The sequence below is a fragment of the Selenomonas bovis DSM 23594 genome (assembly GCF_000381005.1).
Classification (GTDB): Bacteria; Bacillota; Negativicutes; order Selenomonadales; family Selenomonadaceae; genus Selenomonas_C; species Selenomonas_C bovis.
This window is the reverse complement of record NZ_KB908379.1, coordinates 121,275-145,306: the sequence shown is the minus strand read 5'-3', so window position 1 is coordinate 145,306 and position 24,032 is coordinate 121,275. Positions and strand designations below refer to the sequence as shown.

The window sequence follows — 24,032 nt, the reverse complement described above, 5'->3', positions numbered from 1 at the left end:
ATCAGCGGCTCTTTTCATGCTCGCTTTGCCGCATGTGTTTCCAGAGCAGCCACAGATGACAGACGCAGAAGATGAGGATGCCGACGCAGATGAGGAGGATGGCGGCGGGCTGGGAGGCGCTTTGCCAGGCGGCGGCACCGAAGGTGAGGGTGCCGCAGAGGTTGATGGCGAGGAGCCAGAGGAAGGCGCGCAGGCGACGCTGGCGGCGCAGCAGACCTGCGCGGTGCAGGCCGAGCGTGGACATGCTGTAGCCGAAGGCCTGCCAGAGTGCATAGAAGAATGTCTGGGCGATGGTGAAGATCATGGAGATTCCTTTCCGTAGTTTTGTAACGGGGCTTTGTACCGGAGTTCCTTGAGAAGCGCGGAGAACGCGGCGTCGTCGAGGAGGTTGCGCTGCTGCGCTTCGTAGAGCCTGCCGGAGCAGGCGGTGTGCGGCAGCGGGAGGAACGGCAGATCTGGCGGGCAGAGGGCCTGATAGAGCGGATCTGCCAGCAGCACTGCTGTATCGGCGAGCATTGCGATGAGGGCTGTCTCGCTGGGACAGGTGATCGTCCCTGGCGGCAGGAGCTGGGGGGCATGGGCGGTGGGCACGATGAGGCGCGCGTTCCTGCCGTCTGCTGCGTGGAGCGCGGCAGCGAGGGAGGCTGCGAAGATGCCTTCGCCGATGATGCTGGTGGCGGGAGCGTTTGGGGCGCTACTGCCACCTGCATGCATGAGGGGAAGGAGGGACTGCGGCCAGGTGTATTCCTTTTCAGACGCTGCAGGCTTGTCGGCGGGATACTTCTTTGTGTTGAGGATCTGCTGTACGTTTGGCGGCGTGGTAATCGTGGTAGTCATGGAGAGATGCGCGGGGGTGTCTGAACCTGAGCGGCGGAAGGATGCGCGACGCACGGCGTGATGGGCTGCCTCGTGCAAGGCATCGGCTAGTGGCGCTTTCAGTGGGCCGATGGGCGCGCCGATGACGTAGGGGATGCCGAAGCGCTCTTGGAGTACGCGCGCGGCGCCGAGGCCGCCGTAGGATATGACGAGGCTCACGTCGGCTGCTGCTGCCGTGCAGAGTTCCTCATAGGTGCAGTCCATGGCCCAGCAGGATTGGAGCGTAGCGTCTGCTTGCACGAGGAAGTCGGCGAGAGACTGACGCGTTCCCGCGAGGGGGAAGTCGAGCGGCGTGGCGCCGAGCACGTTGACGCGCAGACGACTGCCCCCTGTGCGTGCGGAGCTTAGTGGAATCCGCCGCGCGATTTCCTCCAGCGCGAGGTAGATGCCGCGCTCGGCATCGTGCATGGAGTTCGTCGGCAGAGTGAAGCTCGGTACGCCGGTCGTACGCTCGACCGCGCGCGCGATGGCCTGGAGGTCGGTCGCGATGAGGTAGGCGATCTGCGAGGGGATGAGGCAGAGGAAGCGGGGGCGTTCCGCACGCACGGTATCGATGAGGTTCTGCAGGAGGCGGTCATCGCGTCCGAGGATGGCGTCGTATTCGTTCATCGCGGAGATGAAGATGAGGCTGTCCGTATCATACCAGCGCGGCTCGTCATGCGTGGTGTAGGTGGAGTTGCATCCGGACGGGTCGTGGATGACGACCATGCCGCCGAGCTCGAAGAGTGCGGAGCAGACGCCGAACGTGTCCGCGGAGTAGGTTGGCAGCAGGCAGCAGGCCTGGGCGCGCGCTTTTTGCGCGCTTTTTTTCATGAGAGACATGACGGACCTCCCCATCCCTTGCGGCGGATGATCTGCTCAGTGTCCTGCGGCAGCAGGGCAGCGCGGCTCATGGCGGCGGCGAGCCAGGAGATGGCCTCGAGTCCGTAGTGGCCGCCGCCCTCGACGGCGGGCAGGAAATAGCGCGTACCGGTGAAATAGGCAGCCTTCTGCCCGAGCGCGAGCAGGGGCGGCGCGCCGTCCGCCTGCGCGCGCGGCTTGCGGCGCATGGCGGGATGCTTCGTCGGATAGAGCAGGATGTCCGGTGCGTGGTGTTGGAGCCAGCGGAAGTTCGCCTCGTCCTCCCTGGCGATGGCATCGGCGTAGATCTCCGTGACATGGAAGCCGTGGGAGATGAGCAGGCGCGCGAGGCTCATGGGCAGGAAGGTGAAGGTGAAATCAATGGCGATGGGCTGCGCGCCGATCTGGCCGTGGAGCGCGTTGAGCGCGAGCTCGCAGGTGGCGATGCGCGGGCGCAGATCCGGGCAGCTGCCGCCGAGGAAAGCGGCGAGCTGCGTGAGCGCGTCGCAGATCTCCTCGTAGCGCCAGACCTGCGGCAGGAAGAGCGCATCCTGCCCGAGGCGCCGCAACAAGTCGCGGGCCGCGACGTGCGTGAAGGGGTTTGTATAGAGGTTCTCGCTGGCTTCGCCCATGCGCAGGAAATCGTCGTAACTATGGCACTCGGTGAGGTCGAGGAGCTCGCGGCCGCAGGCGTGTGCGAGCTCCTTGATATCGCTCTTGGCCGTGAGGGCGAGGTTGCTGCCGATGAGGTTGACGAGATGGCGGTTCTTTTCCCTGTCGGAGGGGAGCAGGCGGTAGATTTCGCGTCGCTCGCGTTCCTCCGGCGTGAGGCTTTTCGTCTGGCGGATGGGATCCATGACGCATTCGGCAAAGGCGACGCTGGGAAAGCGCTCGCGCAGCGTCTGGTAGACGTAGCGGAGGTTGCAGCCGAGGAAATGGTGCACGCAGGCCGTGAAGACGAGGACGGCGCGCGGCAGACGCGGCAGGCGGCGGAGGATGTCCGTGATGCCCTCGATGAGAAACGTCTCATGGTCCGTGCGGTAGAGGTCGTCCTCGCGGAGCTCGAGCGCAGAGAAGCGGCGGCGATAGGCGTCTCCCATCTCCGCCGCGGTCAGCACGACGCCGCGCAGGCAGCCGGCCGCGCAGATGTAGATCTGATGAGACTCCGGCAGGAGCATGCCCGTGTGGACGATGTTCCAGGTGCCGCGCGCGGCGGGGGAGTATTCGAGTCCCGGCGCGAACGGCGCGGGATAGGCGGCCTCCGCGATGGGGAGGGCAGGCAGCTTCTTTGCTGGCTGGATGCGTTGGAGCATGGAATCATCCTCTTGACAGGTGAAGACAGCGCCGATTCTGCGCGGCTGTCTCTTGGAGAGAACGACGCGCAGAATCGGCAGTGAGAATTGCGGCGGCTGTATGGCAGGGGGGAGTGCAGGTCGCACGCTGTGACGCTTGCGCGCGCAACGTGCGTCAGCAGATGCGGGGCAGGAGCTCGCCGCTCGGCGGCGGCAGGAGAACGGTCGTGCCGAGCTCGGTGGTGAGGGTGACCCGGCAGGCAGGCGCGGCGGCAACCCGGCCGATACGCGCGGCGCTCGCGCCGTCCGCGGTCTGGTGCAGAGCATCCAGGACGCTCGCGGTTGCCTCAGGCGTGCAAAAGAGCACGAGACGGCCCTCGCAGGCGAGGTAGAGCGGATTGAGGCCGAGCAGTCCCGTGAGGCCGCGCACGGCGGGCGCGCAGGGAATGTCCGTCTCCGCGAGTTCGATGCCGACGCTGCTCTCCCGCGCGATTTCGTAGAGCACGGTGCCGACGCCGCCGCGCGTGGCATCGCGGATGGTGTGGACGGCGTCCTTCTGCGGCAGCGCGGCGAAGAGTGCCTCAACCATCGGCCAGAGCGGCGCGCAGTCGCTCGTGATCGCGGCGTCGATGCCGTAGCTGCCGCGCGCGAGCAGGATGGCGCTGCCGTGGCGGCCGACGTCGCCCGTCACGATGATGTCATCGCCGGGCCGCGCGAGCGCACCGCCCGTCCTGACGCCCGGCAGGAGCTCGCCGACGCCCGTCGTCGTGATGAAGAGACCGTCCACTTGGCCGCGACCGGCGACCTTCGTGTCGCCTGCGACGATGGTGACGCCTGCTGCTTTCGCTGTTTCCGCCATCGAGGCGGCGATGACATCGAGGTCGTGCAGGGAGAAGCCCTCCTCGATCTGGAAGGCGCAGGTGAGATAGCGCGGCCGCGCGCCCATGCAGGAGAGATCGTTGACCGTGCCGCAGATGGAGAGCTTGCCGATGTTGCCGCCGGGGAACTGCCATGGCGAGACGATGAAGCCGTCCGTCGTCATGGCGATGCGTGTGCCGTCGAGCGAGAGGATGGCGGCGTCGTCCGCCGTGAGGTCGGGATTCTTGAAATGGCGGGCAAAGAGGCGCTCGATGAGCGCGGCGGTCTGCTGACCGCCGGCGCCATGCGCGAGCGTGATGCGTTCGTTATCCATGGAGGTCTTCCTTTCCTGAGGATGCGGCACTTGTGCCGCGGTACTGGTACCAGGCGGCGCAGGTGCCTTCGCGCGAGACCATGCAGGCGCCGACCGGGTGCTCCGGCGTGCAGGTTTTGCCGTAGAGCGGACAGTCGGCGGGCGTGCAGGCGCCGCGCAGGATGTCGCCGCAGCGGCAGGCAGGGTTGGTGCGGCCCTCCTGCGGCGGGATGGTATAGCGCCTGCGCGCGTCGAACTCCGCGTAGGCCGGCGCGGGCACGAGGCCGCTCTGCGGCAGGACACCGAGGCCGCGCCACTCGGCGTCGACGGGCGTGAAATATGTCTCGAGCAGCTGGCGTGCGGCCGGGCTGCCCTCCTCTGTCACGACACGCGGATAACAGTTGACGAAAAAGGGCGCCGCGCTGCTCCGGCGGAGGATGACGGCGAGCGCCGTGAGCAGCTCGCTCGCCGTAAAGCCCGCGACGACGCCGCTGATGCCGCGTGACGTGAGCGCGCGCGGCACGCGCGCCCCCGTGATGGCGCAGACGTGACCAGGGTAGAGATAGGCATCGCAGCTATCACGCATCGCGAGATAGGCGGCGTCCATGGTCTTGTTGGCAGCGAGCAGGGAGAAATTCGTCAGCGTTTGCGCGGCGGCTTTTTTGATGGCGAGGGCGCTTGCTGGCGTCGTCGTCTCGAAGCCCACGGAGAGGAAGACGACCTCCTCCGCAGGATGGGCCGCGGCATAGGCGACGGCGTCGAGCGGCGTGTAGACAATCTCGACGCGCGCGCCCTGGCTGCGCGCGTCGGCGAGGCTCCCTGCCGTGCCAGGGACGCGCAGGAGGTCGCCGAAAGTACAGAGCGTGACGCCGCATTCCCGCGCGAGATAGCAGGCCTCGTCGATGAAGGAGACAGGCGTCACGCAGACGGGGCAGCCGGGACCGGAGATGAGCTCGATGCCGGGCGGCAGGAGCGCGCGCAGGCCGAGGCGGAAAATCTCATGCGTATGCGTGCCGCAGACTTCCATGATGCGCAGACGCGGCCCGCGGTAGGAGGTGACGATCTCGCGCGCGGCATCTCGCGCGCGGCGCGCCTGTGCGGCCGCGCTCATCGCTGGCCTCCGTCGGAGGCGGTGTCTGCGAGGAGGGCCGCGGATTCCGCCTCATCGTCCGAGGTAATCTTCGCGATGGCAAGCCCCGCGTGCACCATCACATAATCACCGGGATCGAGCGCAGCGAGCAGTTCCGCGGACACCTCGCGGCGCGCGCCAGAGGCATCGACGATCGCCGTTCCGTGCGCGACGCTGACGACCTTTGCTGGGATTCCGACACACATGAAATCACACTTCTTTCTTAAATTATTACACAGATAACCATGACAGCACCGGCGCGTGGAGTGGGCGGCCTAGGCGTTTTCCTCTCCGAGCGCGTACATGGCGGCGATGGCCTGACCGAGACTGATGCCGCCGTCATTGGGCGGCACGAGGCTGTGCGTGAGGACGTCGAAGCCTGCCGCGCGCAGTGCCTGCTCCGTGAGGCGCAGCAGCAGGATGTTCTGGAAGACGCCGCCTGAGAGGGCGACGGTGGAAAGCCTCGTGCGCCGCCGCCCTTCCTCGCAGCCCGCGCAGATGAGCGCGGCGAGACTCGCGTGGAAGAGATAGGCGAGGTGCGCGGATGGCACGCCCTCTCGTCTGCGCGCGAGGAGCGTGAGGAAGAGCGCTTGCGTCGGCAGCAGGAACCGTCCGTCCGCCGCATCGCGCAGCGGGGGACAGAGCGGCGCGGCCGTCCCTCCCTTTGCCTCGAAGCGCTCTGCCGCGAACTCGAGTGCCATTGCCGCCTCGCCCTCGAAGGTTGAGTGCGTGCAAAGGCCGAGCAGCGCGCTCACAGCATCGAAGAGGCGTCCTGCGCTCGTCGATGTCACGCAGTTGAGCTGGCGGCGGAGCAGGAACGCCTGTGCGGCGAATTCCTGCTCCGTGCAAAGCCGCAGCTCGTGGACGGCGCAGTCGGCGAGGGTCTGCCAATCGGTTTCTCCTCCGTCGCTGTCGGGAAAGGCCGGCTGCAGCAGTGCGGCCGCAATGCGCCAGCCCTCGCGCGGGGCCTTGTCGCCGCCCGCCTGCGTGAACGGCTCGATGGAGCCGAGCCGCGTAAATCCCGCGTAGTCCGCGCGCAGGATCTCGCCGCCCCAGACAGTGCCGTCCGTGCCGTAGCCCGTGCCGTCAAGCGCTACGCCGAGCACGGGGCCGCACACATCGTGCTCGGCAAGGCAGGAGAGGATATGCGCGTAGTGGTGCTGGACGGGGAAGACGGGCAGGCCGAGCTCATGGGCAATTGCAGTCGTATTGTAGCGCGGATGGAGGTCGCAGGCGACGACCTCCGGCGTGATCTCGAGCAGGGAGGCGAGGAGGTGCACGCTGTCTTTGAGTGCGAGCACCGTGCGCAGATCGCTCATGTCGCCGATATAGGGCGAGGGGTAGAAAAGCTCCCCCGTGCCGAGCGTAAAGCTGTTCTTGAGCTCGCCGCCGATGGCGAGCACCTGTCTGCGCTTTCCGCCAGTTGCGGCGGAGACGAAGAAGGGCAGCGGCGCGAGCCCGCGGCTGCGGCGGATGAGGTAGGGATGGCCCGCGTGCCAGTCCATGACGCTGTCGTCCGCGCGCAGGCGGATGCGCCGGTTGTGCGTGAGGATGAGATCCGTCATGGGCGTGAGGGCCGCGCGCGCTTCCTCGTCCGTATGGCAGATCGGCGCGCCTGACGGGTTGCCGCTCGTCATCACGAGGTACGCAGGCATCGCGCTGTCGAGCCCGTCGGGATAGGAAAAGAGCAGCATCTGGAGCGGCGCGTAGGGGAGCACCATGCCGACGCGCGGATTGCCCGGCGCGACGGAGGGCGCGAGCTGCGCCTCCTCACGGCGCGGCAGCAGCAGGATGGGCTTCTGGTGCCCTGTGAGCATCGCCTCCTGCGCCGCGTCCTCGATGCGGCAGGCGCGGCGGACGGCGGTGAGGTCGCGTGCCATGACGGCGAACGGTTTGCGCGGGCGGTGCTTGGCCTTGCGCAGCGCCGCGACCGCCGCTTCGTTCGTCGCGTCGCAGGCGAGGTGGAAGCCGCCGATGCCTTTGACGGCGATGCAGCCGCCGCGCGCGAGCACTTCGCGTGCCCGCGTGATGGCTGCGCCGCCGCGTATCTCCTGCGCGTCCAACAGGTAGACCTCAGGGCCGCAGTCATTGCAGCAGACAGGCTGCGCGTCGTAGCGCCGCGAAGCGGGCGAGTGGTACTCGGCGGCGCAGGCGCCGCACATGGGGAATTCCCGCATGCTCGTGCGCTCGCGGTCGTAGGGCATGGCCTCGAGGATGGTGAGGCGCGGACCGCAGGCCGTGCAGTTGATGAAAGGGTGCAGGTAGCGCCGGTTCGTCGGATCGTAGAGTTCCGCGCGGCACTTTTCACACGTCGCGATGTCCGGCGATACAAAGATATCGCCGCGCTCCTTCGCGCTTTCGATGATGGAGAATGAGGAAAATGCCATGCCCGCAGCGCAGGCGGCGAGTACCTGCGTCTCCACACGCAGGATGACGGCGCGCTCCGGCGGCTCGTTTTCGATGGCATGCAGGAACTTCTGGCAGGCGACGTCGCTCCCCTGCGCGAAAATCTCGACATAGGGGCCTTTGTTCGCGACGCTGCCGCGGATGCCGAACTTTGCGGCGAGGCGGCTGACGAACGGGCGGAAGCCGACACCCTGCACGATGCCGTAAATCTTGCTGTGGTAAAGGGACACGGGAGCACCTCTTTCTGAAAAGCGACGCGATTAAGAAACTACTGAGCGTCCGCGGGCGCGAGGCGGCCGCTCGCCGCGAAGTGCGGCAAGTCGAAAAAGGCGCCGCGGTACGCGGGCAGCGCCCGCCGGTAGATCGCGTCGGCGATGATGAGATCGTAATGGCCCTCTATGGCGCAGCGGGGGAGGTCGTCCTCCTCGCGCAGCTGGATGTCCTGCGGCAGGCTGTAAGCGCCACAGCGCGTAAAATACGTCGCGCAGGTGATGGCGGCATGTGGATAACGCCGCGCGAGCGATCTGCGCAGCGCGTTCGCTTTGCACTGCTGGTGCACGATGAGGATGCGCTGCGCCTGCGCGGGCAGCGCGCTGTCCGCAAGGCTGGCAGCGAGGTCCTCATCGATGAGAGGAAAACCGATGCGGTATGGCGTGCCAAACGTTTTTTCGAGCCACTGCGCGGCCGCGAGACCGGCGGGGGCGATGACGAGATTTTCCTCATTTTCCGCGGCCGCGGCGTACTGCGAGAGGCGGTGGTCGAGTCCGTAGCAGCGGAGGTGTTGCCAGCCCTGCGCCTTGAGGCGCGCGCGCAGCCGCACCGCCGTCGTGTCCGCAAGATCCATGGGCGTTGCGCCGAGCACGCCGAGTGTGCCGCGCGCGATACGGGACGCGGTGGCAGGCAGGTTTGCGAATCGTTGCAGCAGCGCGAGATAGGCAGCGGAAGCGCCAACATCATAGAGATGCGTGCCGTCCGTCGCTACGGCGATGGTCGGCACACCCGTCGCCTGCTCCGTGAGGCGGCAGAGCGCGCGGTAGTCCGTGCCGATGATGGCGGGCACCGGTGTGCCGATGAGCGCGATAAAAGGAAAGGATCGTCCGCTCGTGCGGAACGACTGCACAGCGCGGGCGATTTTCGCGACGAGCTGGTCGTCGCGGCCGAGAATCGCGTCCATGTCGCGCAGAGCGGCGCTCACGACGACGCTGCGTGGCCCATCGTCGCGTGCGCGCGGCTCATCGAAGCCGCAGATATTTCCCGCGCAGCCGCCGGCGTCCACGATGACGACGAGCCCGCCGAGCGGGAAGAGGACCGAGGCCGCTCCCGCGTCATCCGGAGCGAAGGGCGGCAGGAAGAGACGCAGACCTTTCATGAGACACCTCCGAGCTTTTCGAGGAGCGCATCCGTGAGGCGCAGCAGCGCGTCATAGCCGAATGGCTGTTCCTCGCTGTTCCAGGCAATGCAGGGGAGCGAGGGATAGTAGAAGTGTGCGTCCGCGCCGAGCACGAGATCGGGTGCGTCCTCATCATCCGGGAATGCGGCCATCGTCGGCGAGAGATTCGAGTAGATGCGCGTCAGAGGCGAGCAATCGGCGAACGCGCGCAGGAAGAAGAGATCCTGCGGCTGCACGGTGGAGAAGATTTTCGTAACGGTAAAGCCCGCGCTGCTGAGCACGAGCGCGAGCTCGAAGGGATCTGCGTTCAGTCGGCTGCCGACGGCGAGGCGGACGCGGCGCCCCGCGAGCGCCTCACGGAGTGCCGCGAGGCGGCTTTTGGCGCGCTCGTAAAGCGGCGCATCGTCAAGTGTGACGCCGAGCGCGCGGGAGAGCGCCTGATATTGGTGATGGATGCGGCCGGGCGCGTAGAAGCGTCGCAGACCGACGAAGGGGATGCGGAGTTTTTTTGCGAGCAGCGCGGCCGCGGCCTGCGCCTCCTCCGCGAGTACGAGGTTGACATTCGCCTCCGCCATAGCGGAAAACTCCGCGAATGTGCGGCAGCGGCCGATCTCGCGGATCTGTTTCACGCCGGAGCCGCGCAGCAGCGCGTAGAGCTCCGATGTTTCCGCCCAGGGTGCGAAGCTGCCGAGCAGGTTCACGCTCGTCGCGACCTTCGGGCGCGGGGCGAGCAGGCTGTAGATGGCCTCGCGCACTTGTACCATCGGCGGGTGGACGCTCTCGCGTGTGAGCGCGTACATATAGCAAGGGCGCACGGGCAGATGGACGCGCGCCTCCGCCTTGCGGGCGACGCGCTCCATATCGGTGCCGAGCAGTGCATCCGCGCAGGTGCAGCAGAGCATGACGGCAGACGGCGGCTCGCGGCGGCTCGCGACGAATGCGGTGGCGGCCTCTGGGATGCGCGCGAGGTGGCGGCCCGTCACGATGTCACGTTCGTCCATCTCGTAGAACGCGAAGCGTTCCCCGTAGCGGCCGGGGCCGGAGAGCGCCGCTGTATTGCGGCCGCAGCACGGCGGTGAGATGAGCAGCATGATGGAGCCGGGTACGCTGAGCCCTGCGCGCTTGACGCCGAAGCCCTGCGCGCCCGGCGAGTTGAAATCGAGCGCGGCGGGAGAGTTGTAGATGAGGTGGCCGCTCGTCGTGAGCTCCGCGGGAATCCCCGCGGGTCCCGCTGCGGCAAGCTCCGCCGCCGTACGAGAAAAGGCGGCAGGCTCTGCACCTGCGCGTGTGTCAATCATGGTGCGGCTCCTTTCCTGATGCCGGTTCTGGCGGTGGGGAAGCTCCTTCTGGCAGTCGGCAGCGGCGGTCTGTTCTTTTCCAAGCGCAGCGGGCGCTGTGCGGCTGTCTGCTGCCTCGGATCATGCCTCCTGCGGCTCGCTGGTGAGCAATGACCGCGCGAGCGCGAGGAATTTCTCGCTGATGGGGAGCTGCGGCGCTGCCTCGATGACGGTGCGCCCTTCCTCCTCCGCGCGGTTGATGGCGTCGCTGCGCGGAAAATCCGCGAGGATGGGCAGCGAGCGCGCCGCGGCGAACGCGCGGACTTTCTCCTCCTCGTCCGGAACGTTGCGGCGGTTGAAGAGGATGCCGCGCACGCGCGCGTAGCCGCGGTCGCGGAAGTTCTCGACTGCGTCGGCGATATTTCCCGCCGCGTAGAGCGCCATCTTTTCGCCTGACGTCACGATGAGCACATCCTCCGCGTAGCCCTCGCGTATCGGCGCGGCGAAGCCACCGCAGACGACATCGCCGAGCACGTCGTAGAGTACGACGTCCGGCGCGAATGTCTCGAAGAGCGAGAGATCCTCGAGCAGGTCGAACGTCGCGATGATGCCGCGGCCCGCGCAGCCGAGCCCCGGCGTCGGCCCGCCCGTCTCGATGCAGAGCACGCCGCCGAAGCCCGTGCGGGAGATCGCTGCGAGGTCCTGCGGCGGCTCGTCGTGTTCCCGCAGGTAGCCCATGACCGAGGTGAGCGGCTGGCCGCCCAGCAGGTTGGAGGTCGAGTCAGCCTTCGGATCGCAGCCGATCTGGATGACGCGCTTGCCGAGCCGCGCGAACGCAGCGGCAAGGTGGCTCGTGAGCGTCGATTTGCCGATGCCGCCCTTGCCGTAAATGGCGATTTTCTGCATAGTGATGACTCCTTGTCAAAATATTCTTCTTAATTATACGTTGACGCTGAAAAAAAAGCAAACGCAGGGAATAAGAAAAAAGTACAATATCGAGGAGGCAATGTATGACGTTGTCTGTGGTGTACGTGCCTTGGTTTTAGAGATGTATGGCACGGAACGAAGAAAAGAAAGAAACGAAAAAAGGATTTTGCGTTGTTTTCGCGAAAAGAGAAAGAGACAATGAGGAAGGAGCGATGGTATGGAAGAGTGGCTGGAGGCTACACTTGGCGCGGAGCTGCGGCGCGATCTTGCCTCGTGGCGCAACGAGTATCCCTGGACAGGGACGCGCGCACTGCCGAGTCCTGTGTACCGCTATCATGGCAGGGAGATTTTCGAGGCCGCGGTGGCGGCGCTGCTCGCGGGGGAGCATCTGCTGCTCGTCGGACCGAAGGCGACGGGGAAGAATGTGCTTGCGGAGAATCTGGCGGCAGCGTTCGGCCGCCCGATGTTCAATGTTTCCTTGCACATCAATACGGACGCCGCCTATCTCATCGGTACGGATACCTTCCGTGCCGGCGAGGTGCAGTTCCGCCCCGGCCCTGTCTATGAGAGCGCGGCAGTCGGCGGGTTCTGCGTGTTCGACGAGATCAACATGGCGCGCAACGAGGCGCTCGCGGTGCTCCATTCGCTGCTTGATCACCGGCGATTGCTCGAGGTACCGGGCAGCGGGCAACTCGCGGTACATCCTGCCGCGCGGTTCCTCGCAACGATGAACGAGGGATATGCGGGGACGCGCGAACTCAACGAGGCGCTGGCCTCGCGTTTCCTCGTGCTGCGCCTGCCGCCGTTCGATGAGACGGGGCTCGCGGCACTGCTTGGTGATGCGCTGCCGCAGCTCAGCAACGAGGGGAGGGAGGTGCTCGTCGCACTTTTTCTCGCGCTTACGGAGAAGAGCCGTGCGGGCGAGATATCGAGCAGGGCGGTGGATCTGCGCGGCCTCCTGGCCGCGGTGCGTCTCATCGCGCGCGGCGTGGCGCCGTGGCGGGCGCTCACGATGGGGCTCATCGACAAGTGCATCGAGGCAGAGGAACGGGAGCTTGCGGGAGATGTCCTGGCGCTGTATGTGACGCAGGAGACGTCCGCGCAGCTGTTTTTTGCGTAGGGTTTGATGCGTGGCGGGGAATGATAGCTCGCTGCCTTTTCTCGCAGACATATTTTTCGTAGAGCGATGCCGGTGGTGCAAGGAGGGATGAAAGATGCGGAGCAGGAATCGGCGCCGGGCGGAGAACCAGGTGTGGACGGCGGCGGGGGCCTATGATTTTGCGCCCGCGTTCCTTGCGTTCCATGTGGACGGGACGCCGGATGCATATCTCAATGCCATTGTCGGCTTTACGCATCGCTTTTATGACGCGGCGGCCCTGCGTGATTATCTTGCGTCGCTTGGCAGCTCGTTGCTCGTCGATACGTTTACGGACCTTTGCTGGCTCGCGCTGGAGTCTGCCGTCTATCCGCAGGCCGTGCGCTGCTCGCCGGCGCTGCCGCAACTGCGCGAGGCGCATGCGCGGCGGTATCTGTGCGATCTGCGGGCGGTGGATGTCTCCCTGCAGCAGCGCATGCTGCAGGCAGGCGTCGTGCAGACGCTCAAGACGGCGCGCTGCCGTGAGGTGCTCGGCGAGCCGCTGCGTCTCTACCATCCGTGGGACAGGCGGCTTTACGCGGCGCTTTCTCTGCCGCCGGAGCGCGATACGGCGTTACTGATCCGCCGGATGGACGAGGTGCTGCGCCATTATTTTGTCTTCCGCTGGACGAATCATCTGCGGCAGGCCATGCATATCGCATTGCCCGCGTGGCTCCATGCCGTGCTGCGTCGTCTGCTGCCCGTGCGGCGCGTGCAGGATGACACACCGCGCCGCACGGGCGGCAGCGGCACGGATGTGGGCACGGCGGGGGCTGAGGGGCAGCGGGGGCTGCGCCTGCGCGCGGGCGGCGATTGGCGCCGCGTGCTTGCCTCGTTCGGCGCGCCGTATTTCCCTGAGGGGCAGCGCGCGCGGTTCGAGGAAGAGATCTGCGTGGGAGCGCATCAGCGCACGCATATTTTTTACGCGCGGGCAGGCGCGGGGCAGGCGGCTCGCGCTCTGAACACGTCGTTTTATCAGGCGCACCGCGCGGTCTACCGCACAGCAGCGCGCAAGCTCGCGGCGCAGGTCAGAAATACGCTTGCTGTATGGCGGCAGCCGCTCTTGGTTCCCGCGCGGACGGGAAGGTTCACGAGCGCTTGGGCGTGGCGCGGGGCGTGCGAACTCGACGGGCGTCTGTTCGCGAGCAGCGAGGAGCGGCCCCGCAGCGACTTTGATGTGACGCTGCTGCTCGATGCGTCCGCCTCCCGCGAGTCACAGCAGGCGTTGATTGCCGCTCAGGCGTATACGCTCGCGGAGGGCCTCATGCGCGCGGGGTTGCGTGTGCAGGTCTGGTCGTTCGCGAGCGTCGAACGCGTGACGGCGCTGACGGTGCTCAAGGCGTTCGGCGCGCGGCAGGCGGATGGCATCTTTGCCTACGAGGCGCGCGGCTGGAACCGCGACGGGCTCGCGCTGCGTGCGCTGCGGCCGCTGCTGCCCGCAGGCAGGCGGCAGCTCGTCCTCTGTCTCACGGACGCGCATCCCGGCGATGCCTTCGGCCTCTTGCCCGAGGGGCGGACGCTCGCGCAGGCGTATATGGGAAAGGCGGCTGTGCGCGACGCGGCGGCTGGCTGCCGTGCCCTGCGCCGCGCGGGCGTCCGCATCGTCGGCCTCGTCAACAGCGTCTTTCCCGAGGAGGCGACGCAGGAGGCGGCGCGGGAGATTTTCGGCACCGCGTTCCTCTGCCTGCGCAGTCCCCAGGATATCGCGCGGCGTGCGGGCGCTGTCATCGAGCGGGAACTGCGGCGTTGACCTGAGACATGAAATCGGCTATATTTTATAGGTCGCTGATGGCTTCGGCTTTGTTCCAGACGGCGATTGGCGAACATCAAGAACTCTGTTTCATCATGAGTGGATGGCGGTCATGGCCTGCGTCTGCCGCAGACAGATGGCTGCTTTATTTAGATTGGAAGTGCAGATATGCAGAAACGATGGAAAACGTTCCCCGATGCGACGGCGGAGGCGGGCGCGCTCGCGCGCAGTCTCGGCGTCTCTGACACGCTGGCGAGGCTCTTGTGGAACCGAGAGATCCGCACGGAGGAGGCGGCGCGCCGGTTCCTCGAGCCGGAGACGCGGCAGGAGCTCTACGAGCCATTGCGCATGCGCGATATGGAGCGCGCGGTCGCGCGCATCCGGCGGGCCGTAGAGGGCGGCGAGCACGTCACGATTTACGGCGACTACGATGTGGATGGCATGACATCGACGGCGCTGCTCTACGGCTGCCTGCGTTCTTTGGGCGCGGCGGTCGATTTCTACATTCCCGACAGGTTTACGGAGGGGTATGGCTTCCATCGGGCGGCGCTCGAGCGGATCGCGTCTGTATCTACTTTGCTCATCTCCGTCGACTGCGGCATCGCCTCTGTCGACGATGTCGCGGCGATGGCGGGGAAGCTCGACATCATCATCACGGATCACCATCTGCCGGGCGAGCAGCTGCCGCCCGCACTCGCCGTAGTGAATCCGCACCGCGCGGACTGCGCCTACCCTGACAAGAATCTCTGCGGTGTCGGCGTCGCCTATAAGCTCTGCGAGGCGCTCTATCAGTCGATCAAGGGTTGCGCCTATGGCGAGGGGCTCGAGCTTGTGGCGCTCGGTACGGTGGCGGATATCGTGCCGCTCGTCGGGGAGAACCGCAAGTTCGTGCGGCTCGGCCTCGCGCGCATGGCGGAAACATCGTGCGTCGGTCTGCGCGCGCTCATGGAGGTTGCGGGCATCGACGCAGGGCAGGTCGGCGCGGAGAAGGTCGGATTCCAGCTCGCGCCGCGTCTCAATGCCGCGGGGCGGATGGAGCGAGCGACCCTCGGCGCACGGCTGCTCCTCACGCAGGACGCGGCGGAAGCGCAGGAACTCGCGCAGCATCTCGATGTGCTCAACCGCGAGCGGCAGGCGACGGAGCAGGACATCCTGCGCGCGGCGGAGGATGAGCTTGCAAGAGCGGATGTCTCAGAGCTGCCGGCCATCGTGCTCGCCGGCGAGGGCTGGCATCAGGGCGTCATCGGCATCGTCGCTTCGCGGCTCGTCGAGCGATACTATAAGCCGGTCATCATCCTCAGCGTGAACGGGGAGATGGCGAAAGGCTCTTGCCGCAGCATCGAGGGGCTCCATATCTATGAGGCGCTCAAGGCGTGCAGCCAGTATCTTGCGGGCTTTGGCGGGCACGCGCAGGCGGCGGGGCTCTCTCTGCGCACGGCGGATATCCCTGCGTTCCGGCAGGCGTTCTTGAAGGTGGCGCGCGAGAGGCTCAGCCCTGAGGACTACGTGCCCGTTGCGCGCATCGAGTTCGAGATGGACCCGCTCTCCGTGACCACAGAACTCGTGGAGGAGATCGCGCGCCTCGAGCCGTATGGCGAGGGCAACCCACGGCCGCTCTTTGGCTGCCGGAATCTGCGCGGCAGCGGGGCGCGGCGCATCGGCAGCGAAGGGCAGCATCTGAAATTTTCCGTCGATGGGACAGGCCGCTCCGTTGACTGCCTTTACTGGGGGCAGGGGGAACTCGCGGAGACAGTGAACGCGGAGCCGCTCGACATCGTGTATCGCCCCTCCATCAACGAGTGGCGCGGCCAGCGACGGGTGCAGGCCATCGTCGACAGCGTCAATCCGGCGGCGGGCGCGCGCGTCCATCCTGACCGCGATATGCTCGCGGATCTCTACCGTTATCTCTATCGTCTGTCGGTGGGGAAGGCATCATTTTCCCTCCAGCCGCAGCGGCTCGCGGCTGGATTTGCCGCGGCGATGGGGCACAGGCTCTCCGTTTTCACGCTGAAGGAAGGGCTGAAGGTCTTTACAGAGCTCGGCCTCCTGCGCGCGACGCTTCGGGAAGATGCTTATGAGCTCTGTACGCCCAAGCAGAAGCTCGACCTCATGGCGTCGCCGAGTTATCGTCAATATAGGAACCGCTGAATTAATCAGTGGTTCCTATACCCGGCAGAGCTGAGTTGTAATCTTGTACCAGGTAAGGTATACTATGTTGGAAACTAGAGGAAGCGAGGGATGGGACCATGCAAAGCATTGATAAGGAACCGGTTACCATCGAATCCATCATCGAGGCGGTCAAGAGCTATCAGCCGAAGGCGAATATCCGCCTGATCCAGCGCGCGTACGAGCTTGCGAACGCTGCGCATAAGGGGCAGAAGCGTGTTTCCGGCGAGGAATATATCATCCATCCCCTGCATGTCGCGCAGATTCTGACGGAGCTACACATCGACGATGTGACCATCAGCGCGGCGCTCCTCCATGATGTCGTGGAGGACACCATCTATACGAACGAGCAGGTCGAGCAGATGTTCGGCAAGGAAGTCGCGATGCTCGTCGACGGTGTGACGAAGCTCGGCAGGATCAAATACAAGTCGCGGGAGGAGCAGCAGCTCGAGAACTATCGCAAGATGTTCCTCGCGATGGCGAAGGACATCCGCGTCATCATGATCAAGCTCGCCGACCGCCTGCATAATATGCGTACGCTCAAGTACATGCGCGAGGACAAGCAGAAGCGCATCGCGAAGGAGACCATCGAGATTTACGCGCCGCTCGCGAACCGTCTCGGCATCTCCAATATCAAGTGGGAGCTGGAGGATCTCTGCCTGCGCTACCTCGAGCCGGAGAAGTACTATGACCTCGTCGAGAGCGTCAAGCAGAAGCGGCAGGAGCGCCAGGCGTTCATCGATGATGCCATCGAGCAAATCAAGGCAAAGCTCAAGGAGTCCGGCATCAAGGCGGAGATCAGCGGCCGTGCGAAGCATTTTTACAGCATCTACAAAAAGATGAAACGCGATAACAAGGACATCAGCGAGATCTATGACCTCTCCGCCGTGCGTGTGCTCGTCGATACGGTCAAGGACTGCTACGGCGTGCTCGGCGTCATTCACGCGATGTGGAAGCCCATCCCAGGCCGGTTCAAAGACTACATCGCCATGCCGAAGTCGAACGGCTATCAGTCGCTGCACACGACGGTCATGACGAAGGGCTATCCGCTCGAGATCCAGATCCGCACGTTCAAGATGCATCAGGTCTCCGAGTACGGTGTCGCGGCGCATTGGAAGTACAAGGAGCAGGGACGCGGCGCGACGGCGGGCAGCGCCGTTGACCAGAAGATGAGCTGGCTGCGCCAGATGGTCAACCTGCAGCAGGAGTTCAGCGACCCGCGCGAGTATTTCGAGGCGCTCAAGGTCGATATCTTCTCTGACGAGGTCTTTGTCTTCACGCCGAACGGCGACGTCGTCGACCTGCCGAAAGGCTCGATCCCGATCGATTTCGCCTACCGCATCCATACGGAGATCGGCCATCACTGCGTGGGTGCGAAGGTCAACGGCAAACTCGTACCGCTCGAGTACAAGCTCAAGAACGGCGACATCGTCTCCATCATCACGAACAAAGCAAACAACGGGCCGAGCCGCGACTGGCTCAATATCGTCGCCTCGAGCGAGACGCGCACGAAGATCCGCTCCTGGTTCAAGAAGGAGAAGCGGGAGGAGAACATCGCGCGCGGCCTCGAGCTCATCAAGGAAGAGGCGAAGCATCTCGGCTACGATCCGCATGATCTGCTCAAGGAAGGTCGTTTGCAGGCGGTCGCGGAGAAGCTCAACGTGCTCACGGCCGACGATCTGCTCGCAGCCGTCGGTTTCGGCGGCACGACGCTGCACGGCGTGCTCACGAAGCTCATCGAGCTGCACAAGAAAGACCTGCAGGAACATACGCCGCCCGATATGTCGGCCATCCTCTCAAAGCTCAAGCAGCCGGCAGGAAAAGGCAGCAAGAAGCAGAAATCGAGCCACGGCATCCTCGTCGAGGGAGAGAGCGGTCTGCTCGTGCGCCTCGCGAAGTGCTGCAACCCCATCCCGGGCGATCCCATCACGGGCTATATCACGCGCGGCCGCGGCGTTTCCGTTCACCGCTCTGACTGTCCGAATATCCTCAAGGATACGGATCTCTCGCGCATGATCGAGGTGAACTGGGATGTCGGCCTCGACAAGGATTATACTGTCGAGCTTGAGATCATCTGCAACGACAAGACCGGCGTGCTCACGGAACTGCTCGCCGTTCCCTCTGAGATGAAGATCAATATGTCCTCGGTCAATGCGAACCCCAATCGCAGCAACAAGACCTCGACGGTGCGCATGGGGCTTTCCGTGCAGAACGCGCAGCAGGTGCAGCAGATCATGACGAAGCTGCGGCGCCTCAAGGATGTGTACAGCGTCACGCGCGCGATGGGAAAGTCGACGAACTGAGCAACACGCGTCCCCCGCTGGAAGCATAATATTCACAAGTGGACAGCCGCACATAAAGTTTGCTATAATAATCCTATTTGAAACCAATGAATCCTTATAAAGGGAGATTATGATATGGGACAGACATTTACGATGGATGACCTGCGCAGGAAGCTGCAGGAACGCCAGCATAAGATGACGCCGCAGCGGCAGACGGTTCTGCAGATTTTCCTCGATCACCCGGGCAAGCATCTCTCGGCGGAGGATGTGCATGATATCCTCCGCGAGCGGAAGGTGGACATCGGACTCGCGACGGTCTACCGCAGCCTCGAGTTGCTTTCTGAGCTCGGCATCCTGCAGAAGATGGAGTTCGGCGACGGCTGCAGCCGCTATGAGGTCAACACCATCGATCCGACGCGCCATCATCACCACCACCTCATCTGCACACAGTGCGGCAAAGTGGAGGAATTCGACGACGACCTGCTCGAGAATCTCGAACAGGATATCTCGAAGAAGACGGGATTCCGGGTCGTCGATCATCAGGTGAAATTCTTCGGCGTTTGCAAGGAGTGTCAGGCAAAGCAGTGAAGATTCAGACACTCACCATTTATCCCGTGCAGGAAGTCCTGACGAAGATCACGAAAGAGGTGCTGAATCTCTTCAAGGTCGAGATCGTGGGCGGCAGAGCCCTCGCGGACTACGCACAGCTTTCCGTCGTCTATCGCCGCCTGCCGGACGACGTGGCCGGACGCGTGCGCGCGAGCGTGTGTCTCTACGCGTTCCGCAGGGACGGCACGCAGGAGATCTATGAGGAGGAGGGCGGCGGCGCTGCCGATGAGCGCGAGATGGCGGCGTTTCACCGGATCCTCAAGCTCGGCCTTTACCATATCTTTCGGCGTCATTTCGGTATGCCCCAGGCTCCCTGGGGCATATTGCATGGCGTGCGTCCGACGAAGATCGTCCATCGCTGGATTGCGGGCGGCCTTGACGAGGCGGCCATCATCGAGCGGCTGCAGCGGGATTACGCGTGCAGCCGGGAAAAGGCGGAGCTCATCGTGCCCATGGCGTTCCGCCAGCTGCCTTTCCTGCGGACGTCGTCGGAGAAGACCGTGAGCATCTACGTCGGCATCCCTTTCTGCCTCACGCGTTGTCTCTACTGTTCGTTTCCCGCGAATATTCTGCCAGGCGAGGAACAGCTGCGCGTCTTCATGGCGGTCTTCCGCAAGGATCTTGCTGCGGCGCGGGAGGCTGTGCGCCGCTACGGCTTTGCCGTACAGAACATCTATGTCGGCGGCGGCACGCCGACAAGCCTGCCGGACAAATTTTTTGCCGAAATGCTGCATTTGGTATATAATGCATTCTATGGTCCTGCCTGCGGGGAATTCACGGTGGAAGCAGGACGGCCCGACAGCATGTCCGCGGCCAAGATCGAGACGATGCGTGCGCTCGGCGTCACGCGCGTGAGCGTCAATCCGCAGTCCATGCAGGAAAAGACGCTCGTGCGCATCGGCCGCCGCCATACGCCGGCTCAGGTCGTCGAGATGTTCCGCGCCCTGCGGGCAGCGGGCATCCCGCACATCAACATGGACCTCATCCTCGGGTTGCCGGGCGAGACGGCTGCGGATGTTGAGGACACCATGCGGCAGGTCGTGGCGCTCGCGCCCGATGACATCACGCTGCACGCGCTCGCGCTCAAGCGCGGCTCGCGCCTGAAGCTCATGATGGAGGAGCAGCATGTGGAACTGCCGGATGACGCGGAGACGCGGCGCATGTCGGAGACAGCGCTGCGCTATGTGCGCGCGGCAGGCATGCGCCCGTATTATCTCTATCGCCAGGGGTATATGAGCGGTGATCTCGAGAACATCGGCTGCTGCCGCCCCGGCGCGGAGGGGATGTACAACATTCAGATCATGGAGGAGCATCAGACCATCCTCGGCATCGGCGGCGCGGCGACGACAAAGGTCGTCGATTTCCGCAGGCAGCGCATGAAGTCCGCGTTTAACGCGAAGGATCTCACGACCTACCTGCGCGATATCGACCATTATATAGAGAAACGTGCGCTTCTGCTCGAGGAAGCGTATGGGGAATAGGAGGACGTTTTTATGCTGACAAATGCGCCTCGCGGCACGAATGACATTCTGCCTGACAAGGTTGGTGCCTGGAATTACGTCGAGGGCAAGATTCGCTCCCTCTGCGCGCGGTACGGATACGAGGAAATCCGCACGCCGATGTTCGAGCATACGGAGCTTTTCCACCGCGGCATCGGCGAGGGAACCGATGTCGTCGACAAGGAGATGTACACGTTCACGGATCGCGGCGGGCGGAGCATCACGCTGCGTCCGGAGAACACGGCATCTGCTGTGCGTGCCTACCTGCAGAACAAGCTCTACGGCGATGTCTCGCTCGTGAAGCTTTTCTACATCGGATCGATGTTCCGCTACGACCGTCCGCAGGCGGGCCGCATGCGCGAGTTTCACCAGTTTGGCATCGAGGCGCTCGGCGAGGAGAATCCGGCTGTCGACGCGGAGGTCATCCTCGTCGCGATGGATTTCCTGCGCTCCCTCGGGCTCAAGGATCTTTCGCTGAGCCTCAACTCCGTCGGCTGTCCGAAATGCCGCCCCGTCTACCGAAAGGTGTTACAGGATTTCTTCCGCGATAAGCTCGATGAGCTCTGCGATGACTGCAAGGACCGCTTTGAGCGCTCGCCTCTGCGCATCCTTGACTGCAAGGCAGACGCTGACAAGCCATTCATGCCGGACGCGCCGAAGATCACGGACTGCCTCTGCGATGAGTGCCGCGACCACTTCGAGAAGGTGCAGGCGTACCTCCGGGAGGCGGGGGGTTCCTTTACGCTCGATCCGCGTCTCGTGCGCGGTCTCGACTACTATACGAAGACGGCGTTCGAGATCAAGTACGCGCCGCTCGGCGCGCAGAGCGCCGTCGCGGGCGGCGGCCGCTACGATGGACTCATCGAGGAGATCGGCGGCAAGCCGACGCCGGCGGTCGGTTTCGCGACGGGGCTCGAGCGCGTACTGCTTGCGCTCGAGAAGCAGGATCTGCTGCCGAAGGCGGAAAAGGCATCCGATGTCTTCGTCGTCGCGCTCGGCGAGGCGGCGCAGGCGCCTGCGTTCCGCTTGCTCGAGGCATGCCGCCGCGCTGGCCTCAAGGCGAACATGGACTACGCGGGACGCAGCATGAAGGCGCAGATGAAGCAGGCGAACAAGGCACAGGCGCGTTTTGCGCTCATCCTTGGAGAAGAGGAAGTCAAGGAGTCCTGTGCGCAGCTCAAGGATATGGCAAAGAGCGAGCAGCAGAAGGTTCCCTTTGATAAAATGATAGAGAAGCTCAAGGAATTGCTGGGAAAGCAGTGATTCTGCGGGCGAGTGCTGAGGTGAATTTCATGGAAACATTACAGGGCATGAAGCGCGACCATCATTGCGGCGCGCTTCGCAAGGCAGACGTAGGGACGGAGGTTGTCCTCTGCGGCTGGGTGTCGAGACGGCGCGATCACGGCGGACTCATCTTCGTCGACATGCGTGACCGCTCCGGCTTCGTGCAGGTCGTCTTTGACGAGGCGGCGATGAACGAGGGGACGTTCCACAAGGCGGAGTCCCTGCGCAATGAGTTCTGCATCGCCGTGCGCGGCAAGGTGCGCGCGCGTAGCGAGGAGACGATCAACCCGAACATCGAGACGGGCGAGGTGGAAGTCGTCTGCGCGGAGCTGCGCATCCTCAACAAGGCGAAGACGCCGCCCTTCTACATTCAGGATGATATCGATGTGGATGAGAAGGTGCGCCTCAAGTATCGCTATCTCGACCTGCGCCGCCCCGAGATGCAGAAAAACATCATCCTGCGTCACCGCGTGACAAAGATCATGCGCGATTACTTTGACCGCAACGGCTTCCTCGAAATCGAGACGCCGATGCTCTGCAAAAGCACGCCGGAGGGCGCGCGCGACTTTCTTGTGCCGAGCCGCGTGAATCCGGGCGAGTTCTACGCTCTGCCGCAGTCGCCGCAGATCTTCAAGCAGATCCTGCAGGTGGCGGGGTTTGAGAAATATTTCCAGATTGTCCGCTGCTTCCGCGATGAGGATCTGCGCGCCGACCGTCAGCCGGAGTTCACCCAGCTCGATATCGAGATGAGTTTCATCAGCCAGGAAGACATCCTGACGATGATGGAGGGCATGATCAAGGAGCTCTTCAAGAAAGCCATCGATCGCGATATCCCCGTGCCGTTCGAGCGCATGGATTGGGATACGGCGATGGATAAGTACGGCTCCGACAAGCCGGATCTGCGCTTCGACATGCCGCTCATGGACATTTCGGAGTACGTCAAAGGCTCCTCGTTCAAAGTGTTCAACAGCGTTATCGAGAGCGGCGGCATGGTCAAGTGCATCAAAGTCGACGGCTATGCGGATATCCCGCGCCGCCGTCTCGACGAGCTCGTCAAGTTCGTGCAGATCTACGGTGCGAAGGGTCTTGCCTGGGTTCAGTACACAGCGGAGGGCATCAAGAGTCCGTTCAAGAAGTTCTATGATGACGCGACGTTCGCGAAGATCGCCGAGGCGACAGGGGCGAAGACGGGCGACCTGCTGCTCGTCGTCGCGGACAAGCGCCTCGTCGTCGATACGGCGCTCGGCCAGCTGCGCCTCGAAATGGGCCGCGAGCGGAATCTCATTGACCCGGATGCGCTGCGCTTCCTCTGGGTTGTCGATTTCCCGATGTACGAGTGGAGCGACGAGGAGAACCGCTGGAAGGCGATGCACCATCCGTTCACGGCGCCGCGTGATGAGGATATCCAGTACCTCAAGAGCGACCCGGGCCGTGTGAAGGCCAACGCTTACGACATGGTGCTCAACGGCGTCGAGATCGGCGGCGGTTCCCTGCGTATCTACAACGCGGAGCTGCAGGAGCAGGTGTTCGAGTCGCTCGGCCTCACGCCGGAACAGGCACACGCGAAGTTCGGCTTCATGATGGATGCGTTCCAGTACGGCACGCCGCCCCATGGCGGCCTCGCGTTCGGCCTTGACCGCCTCGTGATGCTCATGGCGAAGCGCGGCTCCATCCGCGACGTCATCGCGTTCCCGAAAAACCAGAGCGCACGCGATGTCATGAGCGACGCGCCGTCTGAGGTCGATCCGAAGCAGCTGCGCGAGCTCTCCATCCGCACGGCTGTCGCGAAAAAGAAAGAAGCGCCGAAGGCGTAAGCCTGCGGCGATAGAGCCGCTCTCCCCGGCTGGGGAGGGCGGCCCTTTTTGCATTCCGCTGCGTTCTGTGGTACAATTTGAAAATGCTCAGGGTGCTTCGTGTTCGCAGGAGTACCCGCTTACAAAGATAATGCAGCATGCAGCGTCCTGCGGCAGACTGGCTGCCCGTAAAAGCGGGGCGTTGC

18 protein-coding genes are annotated in these 24,032 nt (G+C 64.2%); 8 read left to right on the top strand and 10 right to left on the bottom strand.

The window, feature by feature from the left end; all coding sequences use genetic code 11:
- Position 1: 1 nt before the first annotated feature.
- From F599_RS0100715 to F599_RS0100670, 10 genes are all read right to left on the bottom strand, one after another.
- The gene (locus F599_RS0100715; protein ID WP_019541621.1) at positions 2 to 304 is read right to left on the bottom strand and encodes a hypothetical protein; all 303 of its coding nucleotides are present in this window, start codon (positions 302 to 304) and stop codon (positions 2 to 4) included.
- Complete coding sequence (locus F599_RS13300) at positions 301 to 1,698, bottom strand: nitrogenase component 1 (RefSeq protein WP_019541620.1); 1,398 nt, start codon at positions 1,696 to 1,698, stop codon at positions 301 to 303. Before F599_RS13300 ends, F599_RS0100715 begins: the two co-directional genes overlap by 4 nt.
- The gene (locus tag F599_RS0100705; RefSeq protein ID WP_019541619.1) at positions 1,686 to 3,029 is read right to left on the bottom strand and encodes a nitrogenase component 1; all 1,344 of its coding nucleotides are present in this window, start codon (positions 3,027 to 3,029) and stop codon (positions 1,686 to 1,688) included. Before F599_RS0100705 ends, F599_RS13300 begins: the two co-directional genes overlap by 13 nt.
- Positions 3,030 to 3,183: 154 nt before the next feature.
- A complete protein-coding gene (gene hypE / locus F599_RS0100700; protein ID WP_019541618.1) occupies positions 3,184 to 4,200 on the bottom strand; it encodes a hydrogenase expression/formation protein HypE in 1,017 nt (338 codons plus the stop codon).
- The gene (gene hypD / locus F599_RS0100695; protein WP_019541617.1) at positions 4,193 to 5,290 is read right to left on the bottom strand and encodes a hydrogenase formation protein HypD; all 1,098 of its coding nucleotides are present in this window, start codon (positions 5,288 to 5,290) and stop codon (positions 4,193 to 4,195) included. Before hypD ends, hypE begins: the two co-directional genes overlap by 8 nt.
- On the bottom strand, positions 5,287 to 5,514 hold the full coding sequence (locus tag F599_RS0100690; RefSeq protein ID WP_019541616.1) for a HypC/HybG/HupF family hydrogenase formation chaperone: 228 nt from the start codon (positions 5,512 to 5,514) through the stop codon (positions 5,287 to 5,289). The genes hypD and F599_RS0100690 overlap by 4 nt, the downstream gene beginning before the upstream one ends.
- Positions 5,515 to 5,583: 69 nt before the next feature.
- Positions 5,584 to 7,944: a carbamoyltransferase HypF gene (gene hypF / locus F599_RS0100685; protein ID WP_019541615.1), complete on the bottom strand. Its 2,361-nt coding sequence runs from the start codon at positions 7,942 to 7,944 to the stop codon at positions 5,584 to 5,586.
- Between the two features lie 38 nt (positions 7,945 to 7,982).
- The gene (locus F599_RS0100680) at positions 7,983 to 9,083 is read right to left on the bottom strand and encodes a nitrogenase component 1 (RefSeq protein WP_019541614.1); all 1,101 of its coding nucleotides are present in this window, start codon (positions 9,081 to 9,083) and stop codon (positions 7,983 to 7,985) included.
- A complete protein-coding gene (locus F599_RS0100675) occupies positions 9,080 to 10,402 on the bottom strand; it encodes a nitrogenase component 1 (RefSeq protein ID WP_019541613.1) in 1,323 nt (440 codons plus the stop codon). Before F599_RS0100675 ends, F599_RS0100680 begins: the two co-directional genes overlap by 4 nt.
- Before the next feature lie 120 nt (positions 10,403 to 10,522).
- Positions 10,523 to 11,287, bottom strand: coding sequence for a nucleotide-binding protein (locus F599_RS0100670; protein ID WP_019541612.1), 765 nt, complete (start codon positions 11,285 to 11,287; stop codon positions 10,523 to 10,525).
- A gap of 238 nt (positions 11,288 to 11,525) precedes the next feature.
- On the opposite strand from F599_RS0100670, the gene F599_RS0100665 reads away from it, so the two are divergent.
- The 8 genes from F599_RS0100665 to aspS all read left to right on the top strand — a co-directional run bounded on the left by F599_RS0100665 (position 11,526) and on the right by aspS (position 23,847).
- Complete coding sequence (locus tag F599_RS0100665; protein ID WP_019541611.1) at positions 11,526 to 12,428, top strand: ATP-binding protein; 903 nt, start codon at positions 11,526 to 11,528, stop codon at positions 12,426 to 12,428.
- Between the two features lie 94 nt (positions 12,429 to 12,522).
- Positions 12,523 to 14,193: a hypothetical protein gene (locus F599_RS0100660; RefSeq protein ID WP_019541610.1), complete on the top strand. Its 1,671-nt coding sequence runs from the start codon at positions 12,523 to 12,525 to the stop codon at positions 14,191 to 14,193.
- 168 nt (positions 14,194 to 14,361) lie between these two features.
- The gene (recJ, locus tag F599_RS0100655; protein WP_019541609.1) at positions 14,362 to 16,341 is read left to right on the top strand and encodes a single-stranded-DNA-specific exonuclease RecJ; all 1,980 of its coding nucleotides are present in this window, start codon (positions 14,362 to 14,364) and stop codon (positions 16,339 to 16,341) included.
- 98 nt (positions 16,342 to 16,439) lie between these two features.
- Positions 16,440 to 18,662 carry a RelA/SpoT family protein gene (locus F599_RS0100650; protein WP_019541608.1) on the top strand — a complete coding sequence of 741 codons (2,223 nt, stop codon included), beginning with the start codon at positions 16,440 to 16,442 and terminating at the stop codon, positions 18,660 to 18,662.
- A 114-nt stretch (positions 18,663 to 18,776) separates the two neighbouring features.
- Complete coding sequence (locus F599_RS0100645) at positions 18,777 to 19,229, top strand: Fur family transcriptional regulator (protein ID WP_019541607.1); 453 nt, start codon at positions 18,777 to 18,779, stop codon at positions 19,227 to 19,229.
- Entirely contained in the window at positions 19,226 to 20,731 is a 1,506-nt protein-coding gene (gene hemZ / locus F599_RS0100640) for a coproporphyrinogen dehydrogenase HemZ (RefSeq protein ID WP_019541606.1), read from the top strand. Before F599_RS0100645 ends, hemZ begins: the two co-directional genes overlap by 4 nt.
- Before the next feature lie 12 nt (positions 20,732 to 20,743).
- On the top strand, positions 20,744 to 22,012 hold the full coding sequence (hisS, locus tag F599_RS0100635) for a histidine--tRNA ligase (protein WP_019541605.1): 1,269 nt from the start codon (positions 20,744 to 20,746) through the stop codon (positions 22,010 to 22,012).
- Positions 22,013 to 22,041: 29 nt separating this feature from the next.
- Positions 22,042 to 23,847 (top strand): aspartate--tRNA ligase, encoded by a 1,806-nt coding sequence (gene aspS, locus F599_RS0100630; RefSeq protein ID WP_026327713.1) that lies wholly within the window; start codon positions 22,042 to 22,044, stop codon positions 23,845 to 23,847.
- Positions 23,848 to 24,032 lie beyond the last annotated feature (185 nt).

Excerpts from the sequence above, each read along its gene's own strand:
- F599_RS0100675 (WP_019541613.1), bottom strand. The coding sequence starts at position 10,402 with ATGATTGACACACGCGCAGGTGCAGAGCCTGCCGCCTTTTCTCGTACG.
- F599_RS0100705 (WP_019541619.1), bottom strand. The coding sequence starts at position 3,029 with ATGCTCCAACGCATCCAGCCAGCAAAGAAGCTGCCTGCCCTCCCCATC.
- F599_RS0100650 (WP_019541608.1), top strand. The coding sequence starts at position 16,440 with ATGCAAAGCATTGATAAGGAACCGGTTACCATCGAATCCATCATCGAG.
- aspS (WP_026327713.1), top strand. The coding sequence starts at position 22,042 with ATGGAAACATTACAGGGCATGAAGCGCGACCATCATTGCGGCGCGCTT.
- F599_RS0100660 (WP_019541610.1), top strand. The coding sequence starts at position 12,523 with ATGCGGAGCAGGAATCGGCGCCGGGCGGAGAACCAGGTGTGGACGGCG.
- F599_RS0100665 (WP_019541611.1), top strand. The coding sequence starts at position 11,526 with ATGGAAGAGTGGCTGGAGGCTACACTTGGCGCGGAGCTGCGGCGCGAT.
- F599_RS0100680 (WP_019541614.1), bottom strand. The coding sequence starts at position 9,083 with ATGAAAGGTCTGCGTCTCTTCCTGCCGCCCTTCGCTCCGGATGACGCG.
- hisS (WP_019541605.1), top strand. The coding sequence starts at position 20,744 with ATGCTGACAAATGCGCCTCGCGGCACGAATGACATTCTGCCTGACAAG.
- F599_RS0100670 (WP_019541612.1), bottom strand. The coding sequence starts at position 11,287 with ATGCAGAAAATCGCCATTTACGGCAAGGGCGGCATCGGCAAATCGACG.
- recJ (WP_019541609.1), top strand. The coding sequence starts at position 14,362 with ATGCAGAAACGATGGAAAACGTTCCCCGATGCGACGGCGGAGGCGGGC.
- F599_RS0100690 (WP_019541616.1), bottom strand. The coding sequence starts at position 5,514 with ATGTGTGTCGGAATCCCAGCAAAGGTCGTCAGCGTCGCGCACGGAACG.
- F599_RS0100715 (WP_019541621.1), bottom strand. The coding sequence starts at position 304 with ATGATCTTCACCATCGCCCAGACATTCTTCTATGCACTCTGGCAGGCC.
- hypD (WP_019541617.1), bottom strand. The coding sequence starts at position 5,290 with ATGAGCGCGGCCGCACAGGCGCGCCGCGCGCGAGATGCCGCGCGCGAG.
- F599_RS13300 (WP_019541620.1), bottom strand. The coding sequence starts at position 1,698 with ATGTCTCTCATGAAAAAAAGCGCGCAAAAAGCGCGCGCCCAGGCCTGC.
- F599_RS0100645 (WP_019541607.1), top strand. The coding sequence starts at position 18,777 with ATGGGACAGACATTTACGATGGATGACCTGCGCAGGAAGCTGCAGGAA.
- hypE (WP_019541618.1), bottom strand. The coding sequence starts at position 4,200 with ATGGATAACGAACGCATCACGCTCGCGCATGGCGCCGGCGGTCAGCAG.